The 14,304-nt window shown below is 49.1% G+C and carries 7 protein-coding genes; 3 read left to right on the top strand and 4 right to left on the bottom strand.

From position 1 onward, the window contains the following. The first annotated feature begins 188 nt into the window (after positions 1–188). Positions 189–1,346, top strand: coding sequence for a vanadium-dependent haloperoxidase (locus tag QZW47_RS16015; RefSeq protein WP_293128508.1), 1,158 nt, complete (start codon positions 189–191; stop codon positions 1,344–1,346). Positions 1,347–1,590: 244 nt separating this feature from the next. On the opposite strand, the gene QZW47_RS16010 is transcribed toward QZW47_RS16015, so the two are convergent. The 4 genes from QZW47_RS16010 to QZW47_RS15995 form a co-directional block, all read right to left on the bottom strand. Further along, a complete protein-coding gene (locus QZW47_RS16010; RefSeq protein ID WP_293128506.1) occupies positions 1,591–1,938 on the bottom strand; it encodes a XisI protein in 348 nt (115 codons plus the stop codon). Next, positions 1,914–2,342: an element excision factor XisH family protein gene (locus QZW47_RS16005; protein ID WP_293128504.1), complete on the bottom strand. Its 429-nt coding sequence runs from the start codon at positions 2,340–2,342 to the stop codon at positions 1,914–1,916. Before QZW47_RS16005 ends, QZW47_RS16010 begins: the two co-directional genes overlap by 25 nt. 160 nt (positions 2,343–2,502) lie before the next feature. After that, a complete protein-coding gene (locus QZW47_RS16000; RefSeq protein ID WP_293128502.1) occupies positions 2,503–5,361 on the bottom strand; it encodes a zinc-dependent metalloprotease in 2,859 nt (952 codons plus the stop codon). A gap of 707 nt (positions 5,362–6,068) precedes the next feature. After that, positions 6,069–9,647 carry a hypothetical protein gene (locus QZW47_RS15995; RefSeq protein ID WP_293128500.1) on the bottom strand — a complete coding sequence of 1,193 codons (3,579 nt, stop codon included), beginning with the start codon at positions 9,645–9,647 and terminating at the stop codon, positions 6,069–6,071. A gap of 403 nt (positions 9,648–10,050) precedes the next feature. On the opposite strand from QZW47_RS15995, the gene QZW47_RS15990 reads away from it, so the two are divergent. Both QZW47_RS15990 and ppc read left to right on the top strand, forming a co-directional pair. Continuing rightward, positions 10,051–10,278, top strand: coding sequence for a hypothetical protein (locus QZW47_RS15990; protein ID WP_293128498.1), 228 nt, complete (start codon positions 10,051–10,053; stop codon positions 10,276–10,278). Between the two features lie 292 nt (positions 10,279–10,570). Beyond that, a complete protein-coding gene (gene ppc, locus QZW47_RS15985; protein ID WP_293128496.1) occupies positions 10,571–13,690 on the top strand; it encodes a phosphoenolpyruvate carboxylase in 3,120 nt (1,039 codons plus the stop codon). Positions 13,691–14,304 lie beyond the last annotated feature (614 nt).

Raw genomic sequence — 14,304 nt, 5'->3', positions numbered from 1 at the left:
GTACATTACGAAAGTGATGGTGTGCAGGGGTTTTGACCCATTTTAGCTGCATTGCTTGCACTTTTTGAGGATTAAAACGAGCCAACGTCTCTTGCTGTAAGGGTTTTAGGCTTTTTCAGCAAGCCCTACCTAGTCCGAAACCCAATGCCTCAGCCAATGCTGCGGTAGCCGCCGCTGCCCACGCTACATTGTCTAGCTTGTATCCCAGTCAAAAATCCTTTTTTAATCTGAAACATACTCAAGCAGGTTTAGGAGGAAACGGCCTACAAGAAGGTCATGAATTTGGTCTTTTGGTAGCTCAAAAAATCTTGGAGAAGCGGCAGGATGATCCTAGCGCTGGCGATGATGGCTATGCTGCATCAGTGGCGCGTGGCGCACACCGTCCCGATCCAGATAATAGCGATCAAGGTTTTCATGCGCCCTTCTATGGCGCACAATCAAGAGGTTTTGCTGTCACTAACCGTTATGAGTTAGATGCTCCACCTCAGCTAGGGAGTCCTGAGTATATCAACGCCCTGAGACAGGTGCGCGGGAAAGGGATTGCACCTGAATTGATGGGAACTTTGCCTACAGATATTTCTCCTCGAACTGCAAATGAAACACTCATCGGCATCTACTGGGGTTATGATGGCGCTGTTGAGTTAGGGACACCCCCTCGGTTGTACAACCAGATTGTCCGTGCCGTGGCGATCGCTCAGGAGAATACTGTCGATCAAAATGCTCGTCTTTTTGCGCTAGTGAATGCTGCAATGGGAGATGCGGGTATTTTAGCCTGGGATCAGAAATACATTCACGATTTATGGCGACCTGTCGTCGGCATTCGGGAACACGATCCCTCATTAGGCCCAACCGCTACTGGTAATAACGTCCTCTCTGAGGATGCTGACCCCTTTTGGTTACCACTAGGGGCACCGAATACGAATTCCACCCGGAAAAACGGTACGCCACCTTTTCCAGCCTATCCTTCTGGACACGCTACGTTCGGTGCAGCCGCGCTGCATATTACCCGACGGTTTTATGGCGTAACTAGCCACAGCGATGACACCTTGTTTGATGGGATTACCTTCGTCTCTGATGAGTTGAATGGCATTAGCCGAGACAATAAGGGAACTGTGCGACCCAAACACGTTCGCAGTTTCCCTGGTGGGCTGTGGCAAATGATTATCCAAAATGGTCTCAGTCGTGTCTTTTTAGGAGTGCATTGGGTATTTGATGCTTTTGCTCCAGATTGTACAGGCAATCCCGACCTCGGTCAGAATATTGGTGGTATTCCGCTTGGACTTCAGATTGCTGACGACATCTATGATAGCGGGTTGAATCTATCGACTGTCGGGCCTCGGAATTAAAAGTCTTTGCCCTATTAATCCTATCCCTGGCGCGAGTTAGAGGGGCAAGCTTTATATAACAAAGCTTGCCCCTTTACCCGTTTTCTGAGTAATACCATTTTTCTAAAGTAGTGTTATACAATCACCCCCCCAACCCCCCCCGCGAGTTCGGGGGGGCTAAGAGTTCATCTCTAGCAAATCTTTAGAAAATTGGTATAAATGGCGATCGCCAGCGATTGTCTAAAATCTTGGTCAAGAGGAGAAACTATGCGCGAGCATATCCAGTATACTCTCGGACTTCCGGTGGATGGAAAGCCAGAACAATACAGTCTTTGGGCACACCAGCAGCGACGAGTTCGTCAGTGATGCCATCTTCAATGCCATCATAGTGAATCCAAATTTTGTCATTGCGGATTTCGGCGTGAACCACAGTACCATGAACTCGCAGATGATTTTCCCAGCCTTCATGTATCAGCATAAAATGATTGCGATCGCGGCTGACAACCAAATACGTAATCACATCCCCATAAGTGTAAGGAAGATTCGCATAATATTGGAGAATTTTCTCCAACGTTTCACGCCATTGGTCTACGGGTTGATTTGCGGTTGCCATTGGATAATCTCCTCCGTGTTTGAGTCAAAAACTATCATCCGAAAACCTGGTTCTTTTAGCAGCAATTGCCCAGCTTCTTCTTTAAACAACTTCTCAAAAGTGTTGCGATTAACCGCGAGGTAAAGACGACGATCCGGCTCTCGTCTTTGCAGCGTTCGGGCGTACATAAAGAACTGCCCCCAAGCATTTTCGAGGTCATGAATGGGCGAAGGGCCCAGAAAGCTTTTGATCTCGATCGCAATTTTTTCCGACCCTCGCTCAGCCGCAATTAGTTTCTGGGCTCCCAAATCGACAAAAACTGATCGGGCACCAATTTTGAGAATAAGTGGGTCATGAGTGATTGTCCAGCCATCTTTGATGAGGGCGGTGCAGACAGTATCGTGATAAATGTCTTTGGCTGGCATAAGGGCTGTTCTGTTTAGGTTCCCTGTATCTCTATCGTATACGACGCAAGTTCCGAATTATTCTAAGTTGACTGAGATTATAAGAAACCGGGTTTTTTACTAAATCTGCGATGCTCTAACCAAATATTATCGTAAAAAACCCGGTTTCTGAACCCCCAGATTAATTCGACTGAATCTGTGCATTCAAAACCTTAGAAATTCGATCGCGCGTTTCCTCCAAATGAGCCCGCGTATAAGCATCCGCATTCCTGTCCAAATTCCGAATACTCTTGCTCAAACCCTCGCGCAACTGCCGCAAATCGTACCAAGCCAGAGTCCGCGCATCATCAGGAACATTGGTTTTCCGCAGCACCATTCCCATCAAAACAGCCAAATGTTCCCGCTGCAAAGAACGCCGAAAAGTCGAAATTTGTATCTTCTTTTCCGGCTGCAAAACCTCTTTCCAGATATCATGAAGCAAAGTATCGAACAATTCTGGCAACCTCAAAGCGTTTTCGGGGGCTGATTTTAACTCAGCATCCCGCAGCCTCGTCAGGCGCACTGGAGATACCAAAACTCGCAGCACAAACCGCTGCAAAAAAGTAATTCGATCGCCGATCGGGTAATCTAGAGGAAACACCAAAGCCGGACTTCCCCAGTGCTGCCAGCGTGCAGGCGCTAATTTGTTGAGCAAATCCGGCGCAAAACTAAACGCATCGGTGGCAAATACGTACTTGTCCAGTGTAGCCAAAGCTTCTCGTTGCTGCGCCAGGGCGATCGGCACAAACGGCAATTTTTCGTTACTATCGCCCGGGCGAATCCGATTAAACGACTGCCCGCCTACGTACAAAGTAGTATTCATTACCTGGTTGAAATAATACCCGAACACCGAATCAAACATCACCCGCAGTTCGTTATAACCCTCTTCCCCAGCCGGAATTCTCTTCGACAAACGCTGCCACATCGCCCTAGCATTATCCAGTTGCCACTGCGAGTATTTGAGCATATTACCGCTAAGATCGAAGCTATTAGCAGCGGGATCGAGATTGTCAACAATATCCTCATCCGGCGCATAAGCTAATTGCGGTTCCCCCGCGCGGCTGGCAATTTGTTGCAGCGCCCCTAAGTCGCTGTTGGGGTTGGCGCCGCCAATAACTTTGTAACCGTACTCGATCGCCCAATCGTCATAAGGCCCTACAATCGTCGGATAATAATCGCCCTGTACAGTTCCCCGAGGTGCCAAATTAATCGGCACGTAATCCATCACCGACGCCACCATACCTTGGGTGCGAGTTACCTGAGTATTGTTCAAATCCTCCGGTTGCAGCATCGTACTCCCGTGAAAATTGTGCCTCAAACCGAGAGTGTGGCCGACTTCATGCGCCGTCAAAAATCGGATGTAATCATTAACATAATTGTCAATCGCCCCACTGCTAGGCGCTGCATTGTCCAACAGATCCATCGACATTGCGCCCATCGCAAACTGGCGGCTCGATTCCAACCCAAAACACATATCCGAACTCGACATCAAGCGATCCAAAGGATCTCGTTTTTGCTGTTGATAGCGTTCCAGCAAAGTCGGCAAATCGTCAGCAATTCCAGATTGAGAATTTTCTCCGCGGCCTTTTGCGATGGGCGCATTTTCTAGCACATTTAAATAGCGAGAATACATCCCAAACTGACAGGGATTGGTATTAGAGCCATTGCGCCCTTGAAAACTCCTCGCTAGCGATCGATTTTGTTCCACCAAAGAGCGATAGCCCTGCTTGATTTGGCGGACAATATTCGCATCCAACAAAATATCAGCATCCAAAATTTCCCCAGTCAGCGGGTTAGTGCGGGAAGGCCCGATGCCTGCAAATTCAGGTTCAAAAGAACTAGACCACCTAATAGTATTGTAGCGGACATCAGCCGGGTCCCATTTAGCATTGTCCGGCATTTGTTTAACCTGAATTGCCTCTGTAAAACCTGCCTTTTCAAAAGCTTTGTTCCACCCCAAAACGCCTTCGCGAATGGCATTTCGGTATTCAATCGGGACATTATTTTCAATCCAAAAGACGATCGGCTGCACCGGAGGGGACATCGGCGCCGTGGGGATTTGCTTTTGCAAATGCCAGCGATTGATGTAGCGCACAAACGCCTCGCGGCGGCTGTTGTCAGAAAAGTCCTTATATGCTGTGAGAAAATAGCCCACTCGCTCGTCTGCAAGTCTGGGGCGGTAGCCGTTATTGAGCGGCACTTCCGAGAAACTGTAGTGAACGCGGAGGTTAAAAGCTCGACTGTCAGGAATCGAAGGTAAATAGTTAACCGCACTGTCATTATCGCTGGAAAAACCGTAAATAGAAGCAATTTCTACATTCAGCGGAAACGCTTTCACATCTTTAAAATAAGATTTGTCTTCATCGATCGAGTAATCAGCGCCCAAAATTATCGGAAAAATCGCTTTTAACCCGGGTAAATCGCGCTTTTCGCTCATCAGCAAATCGCCTAAGTCGATCAGCAGAGTTTTTCTTTGCGGGTGAATGCTTTTGAGCGGCAAAGAATAGAGAATCGACTCGCTGAATGCCCTTTCCACCGAACCTGCTTGCGGATCGCCCGGACGGGTGCGAAAATTGATATTCGGTATGACAAACTGCACGTTATTCTGGACGCGCCTCAGTTGAAATAAGAAATCTCCGAAAGGCAATCCGCTGAAAATGCCCCCTTCGCCCAAACCCGAGGCTAATGTCACGAAACACAAAAACTTTTTGTTGAGTTGTTCCGGTTTAATTTCCAGATAAACTTTATTTGTTGCTGGATTGCGGTAAAGGGTAAACAATCCCTCCAACTTTTTCGTATCTTTGACAACTTGTTCAAAGGGTTGCAAAGGTTGCTGTTCGCTGCTGGCCGGAGCTGATAAAGCCAAAGGTAAGAATAAACCTTTATACAAACTAAATAGGAAAAAGGCTAGAGATAATATAAAAAATATCAAAGGCAGATTTTTTTGGCGATTTTTATTCAGTTTATTTCTGCTATTTTCAAGAATAATTAATTTTTTCATGTTCAGTAGTCAGCCACAGGAAACAATAGTTTTGAGATGGTCGCGTCGCACGATAGATGAGTTAAATATAAATCATCCAGCCGAGTCTCAAAAAGATGAGGTATGTCTGGTAGTGGGTAATGGGTAATTGGTAATGGGTGATTGGCGCAACAGCAGATGCGGCACGAGCCTTGCTGTTTATTGATTGCCTTTTTCTTTCATTACCGATTACCTATTACCGATTACCCTAAAAGTACCTCATTTTTTTGAGAACTGCTATAAGTCATAAATATTGCCTAACCAGGCTTTACAATAAGATTTGAATTATTTAAATGTTAACAACACGTATAGCAGTGGACAGTGGACAGTGGACAGCTTGCGCGAAAAGCGACTTGTCCCGAGCGAAGTCGAGGGAAGTCGAAGAGTGGACAGTTGCTTCGTCAAGGAAATCAAACGGTTTCTGCTACAGGCTCTAGGCTCTATTCATGAGGTTATTTATGTCCTCACCGCTGTGGCGATTGCTATAGATCAAGTTTTAGGATGGACGCGTCGGGGGAGTAGAAACCGGGTTTCTACGAGAATTTTGCGTTGAGTAACGAGAAATCTTCGTAGAAACCCGGTTTCTGGGATCGGGGTGCGTCTAGGAGTATTTTTCCCACTATCTCTTGCAGAACATAACAGACAATCTCGATGCAGAGTAGCCGATCGATTCTACGCATTCTCCCTCTCTACTTCTTCACTGGCCAGGGAATCATCGGATCTTGAGCCAAACGCTTAGAAACTGCAACTGCACCGTAACGGTTGAGGTGGCTGGGGTCTGAAAAAGATTCCCGCGCTTGGGGCCACAATAAACTATTGTCTCGAAAAATTAGTTCGGTTTGAGCTGCTAGTTGTTGCATATATTGGCGGAATTCTTGTTCGTAGCCTGTCCGCACCGGGTCTAAATAATCTTCGGTCAGGGGCATATTCACAAACACCAGATTGATGTTGCGAACTTTGGTAAATTCGATCAGATTTTTGAGTGCTACGCTTTGTTCCCCTGTCAATTTAAAATCTTGATAGTCGGAGTCGTAATATCCAGATACTTTGGCGTGTTTCTGAAAATAAGTATCCGGGCTGAAGCGGATGTCGATCGGCAAAAAGCCGTTTGGTTGAAAGTCGCTGGGTTCTTTACCCCCAACAGGGGGCCCAGAATTTTCACTTGCTTGTCGAGTCCCCACGGTTTCGGGGCTGGCGGTGGCGACTGGGGCTGATGGATTGGCGAGCGATCGCAAAAACCCTTTGAGCCGATCGCGCTTTTTGTAAGTTCCAGAACTCTCGACCAACTTGTTAGTCAAAAATTGCTGAATATTGGCTTGACTTTCTTCCAAATTGTGCACTAACTGACTGGCAGTCGCTACCGGATTGTTGGCGGTTTCCTTCGAGGTTGGGGATTCTAATTCATTGGTGCGGATCAGAAAACTGCCCCGGGCCAATTGTCTGTAACCTTCGGAAGAAGCGATCGCGCTAAAAGTCAAATCCGGGCGGCCGCTGTTGAGAGCCCTCGCCCCGTCCGCCAAAACCAGCAACTTCGGCAATTGTTGGGGCGGCAAAATCCGGCGCACGATCGAATCTACCACTTGCAGAGTAGCCCCGTTCACCCCAAAATTGTATGCTTTGAGCCCCGGATAGCCTGCTGCGGCCAAAGCAGTTTCTAAAACCTCCGGGTCGATGCCCCGCAGCGCCCTCGAACTGCCGACAATTAGGATATCCGGCGGTTTTTTGTGCTGGCGGATGTACGCTTGATAGCGCGCGATTTGGTCGTCTAGCTGCTCGCTCCTCAAAGTCGGGAAGGCGGGAGCAGCAGAAACATCAGCCACAGAAACGCTAGTATTTCCCGGTTTGGTAAACCCAGAGCCGTTAAAAGCCTCTTCCCGGGTGGCTGACGGATCTGGCTCCAACGGAATTTGAGGTAAATTTACCTCTTCTGAAGCGGTCTCCGGCTTCGGAGATGCGGGACTCGCTACCGAGGCTTGAACGTCTGCTAAAGGAGCGGGGGAACGATTTTGACATTTTTGGTCGGTGCAAACTTCAGAGGCGCTAGGAGCTTGACTAACCGCTGCTGATTGCAAAAATAGACCGAGGAGCCAGTCGGTATTGAAAACCAGCAGACAGCCGGCGATCGCCCAAATCAAAGCCATGCCCGCCGCGCGATCGGCTCTCACGCCTCCGGGCGCAGCAGCATTCGTTGACAAACCGTCATTGGGAACAAACAAACCCGAAGCCACAAGCGGCTGCACCGCAGCATGAACTAACTGCTCGCCCAGCTTGTGTCCCGGGAGTCGGATTTTGAAGTCCGGCCGCCAAGAGTTGGGCGCCGGAGCATCAAACACCAAATTCTCGCCCAAACCCGAAAAACTCGCATCCGTCACCGACGGCGCAAACTCCGGCACCGGTTCCTTGGACAAGACAGCCTGTTGCGACGGAGCTGTTGCGGGTATTGGCGTTGATGTCCCGTCAACCGCCGTTCTCAGGTCAATACCGTAGCGCCACAGGGGGAGTTTCTGGCCGGCGCGGCGCCCGTAGACTCGCACCCCTCCCACTCCCGGAATTTGTAACTGCCGCAAGAATTTTGCCACCAATGGCCCTACCTTCGACTGATCGGGGCAAGTCAGAGCTTCTGTCATCACGTGCAGCACATCGTTTTTGTGGAGCGCCACAGCTCGAATCCCTCCGGTTTCCAACTTGCGGTTGAGATTGGGATTGAGCAACCTGTTGAGCAAAAAAGTCAAGGCACAGGAATCGCCCTCGGCCGCCAATATTCTCGGGTTCGCAGCCAAGTCAGGGTGGTGGGCTGCGGGCAAATCCACCCAGTCAATCCACACCGGCGACTCCGGCTCGGTTTTGCTGTCGCTGGTTGGTTCTACGCCGTAAATCGTCGCTGCGCGGATGCCTTGGGGCGCAAAGGAGGCTAGCAAAGGGGCGATCGCCTCTGTAGTTTGCTGCTTGTCTGGGTATTCTTGTCGTTTGGGTTTTTGTCCTTTTTTGGCAATTTTGCTGCAAAACAGGTGCAGGGTTGCTTCTTTGAGGGTGGCGCGCACTTCCATTGTCGATGCGGCCAAGTGTTGGTTGAGCAGCTTGGCGATCGCAGGCACGTCTCCCCAGCGAGCCCATTCTTTAAGAATTGTGTCCGGCGGCGTCAAATCCACTCGCAGCACCCAGTCCGGCTTCGCTTCGCCTCTAACTTGGCTGCCGATGGCGGCTTCGACGACATCTTCTAGTTGCAGTTTCCGCAACCTGCTGGCGATCGGTTCTGCGAGCAAGGAGGGGTCGGGGCTGTAAGCTGACTCGCACAGCACCAGCAGCCGCCGTTCCTTGGACTTGAGATTTTCCGGCGCATTGGCGTGCAAGGTTTCCCGGCTGCTTTTGACTTCTTTTTCGCGAATGCTGACTTTCACCGAAACTCCCATGGGCCCGAGGATTTCGCTGAGATAGCTGGCGATCGCATCTGGATAGCCCCGGCGCGCCAAAGTTTCCGGCGAAACCGTCAATGTGCCGCCACCATCGCCCTCACCCGAGTCTGTTTCGGGGGATTGAATCAAAGCCACCGCGCCGCGACTTACCTGCTGCTGCGCGGATCTTTGCGGTGCTGCTGCGGCTGCGGGGGGACTGAAACTTTCCCGCCCTGCGCCAGTGTCGATCGTCACCGGAGAAGTTTCAAAAACTTCTGGGTATTCCATCCGGGAGGCGATGGGGAAACTTTCGGTGTCAAAATCCATTTCTTCCCGCACCTGTGGCGGTGGGGCCGGGGTTTCTACCGGTTCTGATTTCTGTTTGAGGTTGCGGTTGCGGTTTTCATTTTTAAATTTGGCAAAGAATCCGCCGCCGCCTTTAGGACTTAGTGGGGGTGAACCCTCGGGGGGACTCGCTGGTGGCGGCACTTCCGAAACCTTTGGTTCCGGTTCCGGTTCCGGTTCCGGTTCCGGTTCCGGTTCCCGTAGCTGTGGCTGTCGCTGTTTACCGCTGCAATCGAGCCGGACAGTCCAGTCATTTTGGCGAGAACCGAGTTTGCGGCCGCACAGAAACAACTGGTAAATTTTAGATCCATCGGGGAGTAGTCGCGTTAAATCAGTTTGTTCGATCGCGCTCTTAAATCTCGCCGTCACCAATTCCTGAGACGGACACTGCGGGGCTTCGCACAAAATATGCAGGTGATTTCCGCGCAACCGCGCTTGTACCTGCACTTCGGGCAGCCCTAAAGCTTCCCCTGCCCACTGCGATGCGGGCGATCGATTGTCGGCCAATATGCTCCCGTTCGCATTTAACATGGGACTTTAAATTTCGTCAAGGCTGGTTTTGTTTTCTACAGATAGCACAGTTTACAGGTTTTACAGACAACTATTTTATTTGCGGAGCTTAACCGTTGCGTGAAGTTTAACCGTTGCTGGTCTTACTGCCAAGCCCTGTAGGCCCCCAACGCGCGATCGAGGGGAATAGTTTTTTGGTAATACCTCGAATGTATTCTGGCACAATTAGACCAAGTTAAGCGAAGTCATTCGTCATTAGTCCTGCCGTCAGCAGTCAAGATTATTTCCCCAAAAGAGCAACCGCGCCCCAAGATTAGGACTTCTTAATTGCTGAAACCCTTGCTATTCTTCGGACTTCACGCTTGACTTCTTCCTTCTGACTTCTGCTGTAAACTAAGGATACCCAGTAACCCAGGAGGGATTTATGGCATCAGAAAACCAAGACTTACCCAAAACTCAAACACCTAACAGTTCAAAGTTGCCAGTTTCCTCTGATATTTTATTGAGCTTGGCCGCCTTACCCATGCTGGGCGGCTTGCTGGCAGCCAAAGCTGCTGCTGAGTTTGTTGCCTCGCTCGGAGTAGAAAGCGAAGAAGTCTTTCGGGGCTCGCGCCTCCCGGTGCTCAACTTTCCTCGATCGCACTCCTCGTAACCCCAAGGGAAGTTCGACGCTATTTTTTTCAGGATCGAAGCTTGACTGTTGGTAAAATCTGTGCTAATAAAATTGGTCTTTAGTTCTAGATAAGTGCCTTGACATCAGATTAGTTTCCCAACAGAAGGGAAGGCTAGACCCGCGATCCCAACGCCGGATAGTTATAAGTCATACCCAATCAAAAATCGAAAATTGTATAAGTTGTCTCTAATTTGACTGCAAATAAAAGTGTTTTAGGTGAAACTAAACAATACAATTTTCTAGACACCCGCAGCTATTGAGGAACAGCCCGATGAGTTCAGTCCTCCAGTCTTCAGAACAGGCTATTGATTCACCATCTATTCCCCATTCTGCCCCTTACTCAAAATCAGACCTGTTTCTGCGCAATCGCCTCAAAGTAGTAGAGGACTTGTGGGAATCGGTGCTGCGACAGGAGTGCGGGCAGGAATTGGTGGATTTGCTCAACCAAATGCGATCGGTCAATTCCGCCGAGGGACAAGCCACTCACTTTCGCGAGTCAAATGTCGTACAGCTAATCGAAAAGCTCGACCTTAACGCCGCCATCCGTGCAGCCCGGGCTTTTGCACTGTATTTTCAGTTAATCAACATTGTCGAGCAGCACTACGAACAGCGAGACCAACAGCTAGCTTACTCTGGTAGCAACGACGCTGGGGCGCGGATGTTTTCTAAACTGCCGGGACAAGCAACTGATGCGCCCGATCGCCCGCGGCATAGGGAAGGCCCCGCCCAAACAGCTCCTCGCGGTGCAGACAGCAGCGAGACGATCGCCAAAGATGCCGGAACATTTCACCAACTGTTCCCGATGCTGCTGCGTTTGAACGTACCCAGCCAGCAAATCCAGCGTTTGATCGACCAGTTAGACATCCGCTTGGTATTCACCGCTCACCCCACAGAAATTGTCCGCCACACGATCCGCACCAAGCAGCGGCGGATGGCGAAGATTCTCCAACAGCTAGACCAAATAGACGAGAAATTTCAGGTGGTGGGAGCCGACTCAGAAAGCCCCTACCCAGTGTCTTCCTGGGAAGCTGCGACGCTCCAAGAGCAACTGATGGAAGAAATTCGCCTCTGGTGGCGCACCGACGAGCTGCACCAGTTTAAGCCGACGGTGCTTGACGAAGTAGAGTACACGCTGCACTACTTCGACGAAGTGCTGTTTGATGCGATTCCGGAACTATACCACCGCTTAAAGCAAGCTCTGCACGCTTCTTTCCCTTACCTGAAACCACCGAGTTACAACTTCTGCAAGTTTGGTTCTTGGGTAGGTTCCGACAGGGATGGGAATCCTTCTGTCACTCCGAAAGTAACCTGGCAAACAGCTTGCTATCAACGCCATTTAGTGCTGTGCAAGTACATCAATGCGGTGAAGCGGCTCAACGAACTTTTGAGTTTGTCGCTGCACTGGAGTGACGTATTGCCAGAATTGCTGGAATCTCTCGATCGCGACAAATCGGAATTTCCCGAAGTTTACGAGCAATGGGCGATTCGCTACCGCCAAGAACCTTATCGCTTAAAGCTGGCCTACGTGCTCCAGCGGCTGGAAAATACGCGCGATCGCAACTGGCGGCTGTACAAAGGAGACGAGTTGCAGCGAGAGCGCGAAGCTCTCTCAGAACATCCGGGAATGACCGGGCTTTATCGATCGGGAACCGAGTTTTTGACCGAATTGCAGCTCATCGAGCGCAATTTAGTCGAAACAGGTTTGAGCTGTCGGGACTTGGAAAATCTGCTCTGTCAAGTAGAAATCTACGGATTTAACTTGGCTTACCTAGATATCCGCCAAGAGTCAACAGTACACTCCGACGCTTTGAGCGAAATTGCAGAATACTTGCAAATTTTGCCCAAGTCTTACAATCAAATGTCCGAAGGCGATCGAGTGATTTGGCTCGCCACTGAATTGCAAACTCGCCGCCCTTTAATTCCTGCCGAATTGCCGTTTTCTCCCAAAACTTGCGAGACGATTAATACCTTCCGCATATTGCGGCAAATGCACCAGGAATTCGGCCCGGAGATTTGCGAAACTTACGTCATCAGCATGACCCACCATGTCAGCGATATGCTGGCTGTTTTGCTGCTAGCCAAAGAATCAGGACTGTACGATCCGGCAACCGGAATTAGCAGCATTCAAGTAGTGCCTCTGTTTGAAACAGTGGAAGACTTGAAAAAAGCGCCGGAAGTAATGGAGCAGATATTTGAACTGCCGCTGTACCGAGCTTTGCTAACCGGAGGATACGCGCAGGAAGTAGCAGAAAAAAACGAACAAAATATCGACTGTCCAATCCAAAATCTCAAATTGCAAGAAGTGATGCTGGGCTATTCCGACAGCAATAAAGATTCGGGTTTCCTCAGCAGCAACTGGGAAATTCACAAAGCCCAAAAAGCTTTGCAAATGATTGCGGAAAAGTACAGTGTAGAGTTGCGGATTTTTCACGGCCGGGGCGGCTCTGTAGGGCGTGGCGGCGGGCCTGCTTACAAGGCGATTTTGGCTCAGCCCGGAAAGAGTATCAGCGGGCGAATTAAGATTACCGAACAAGGCGAAGTTTTAGCTTCTAAGTATTCTTTGCCAGAGTTGGCGCTGTACAATTTGGAAACTGTAGCGGCGGCCGTAATTCAAGCGAGTTTGCTGCACACTGGTTTTGACGGCATCGACTCTTGGAATGAGATTATGGAGGAATTGTCAGCGAAATCGCGATCGCACTACCGCAATTTAATCTACGAACAAGACGATTTAGTCGATTTCTTCCACCACGTTACCCCAATTCAAGAAATCAGCCAATTGCAAATTAGTTCGCGTCCGGCGCGTCGCGGCGGCAAGAAAGACATCAGCGGTTTGCGGGCAATTCCATGGGTATTTAGCTGGACTCAAAGCCGCTTTTTGCTGCCTTCTTGGTACGGCGTAGGCACAGCATTGCAAGAGTTTTTGCTGGAAGAACCGGAAGAACACATGAAACTTTTGCAGTATTTCTACTTGAAATGGCCGTTTTTTAAAATGGTGATTTCTAAGGTGGAAATGACTTTATCTAAGGTGGATTTGCAGATGGCGGAACACTACGTGCGCGAGTTAGCTTTGCCAGCGGACAAGGAGCGTTTCAAGGCTTTATTCGAGCAAATTGCCGCCGAATTTTACTTGATTCGGGATTTAGTTTTAACTATTACCCGACATCAGAGTTTGTTGGATGGAGACCCGTCGTTGCAGCGATCGGTGCAGTTACGAAATGCAACGATCGTACCTTTAGGATTGTTGCAGGTATCGCTGCTAAAACGGTTGCGGCAGCACGGTACGGGAAGCGTTCCTGGGGTAATTCACTCGCGTTACAGCAAAGGTGAATTGTTGCGGGGAGCTCTGCTGACAATTAATGGTATTGCCGCCGGGATGCGGAATACGGGCTAAAAAACAGGTTTGTAGTGAGGACTTCAGTCCTTCTTTTTCACAAAACTAAAGTCCTGACTACAAACTAATATTCACAGGTTTGTAGTGAGGACTTCAGTCCTTCTTTTTCACAAAACTAAACTCGTAGGTTAGTAGTGAGGACTTCAGTCCGCATTTTTCAAAAGACTAAAGTCATAAATACGAACTGATATCGATAGGTTTGATCGTTCGGACTTCAGTCCGCATTTTTCAAAAGAGTAAAGTCATAAATACGAACTGATATCGATAGGTTTGATCGTTCGGACTTCAGTCCGCACTTGTGAAAAGACTAAAGTCATAAATACGAACTGATATCGATAGGTTTGATCGTTCGGACTTCAGTCCGCATTTTTCAAAAGAGTAAAGTCATAAATACGAACTGATATCGATAGGTTTGATCGTTCGGACTTCAGTCCGCACTTGTGAAAAGACTAAAGTCATAAATACGAACTGATATCGATAGGTTTGATCGTTCGGACTTCAGTCCGCATTTTTCAAAAGAGTAAAGTCATAAATACGAACTGATATCGATAGGTTTGATCGTTCGGACTTCAGTCCGCACTTGTGAAAAGACTAAAGTCATAAATACGAACTGA

Origin of the sequence: Microcoleus sp. bin38.metabat.b11b12b14.051, from assembly GCF_013299165.1 — a bacterium.
Taxonomy (GTDB): domain Bacteria; phylum Cyanobacteriota; class Cyanobacteriia; order Cyanobacteriales; family Microcoleaceae; genus Microcoleus.
Note: the sequence above shows the minus strand (reverse complement) of the source record. Positions and strands in the feature narration are given on the sequence as shown.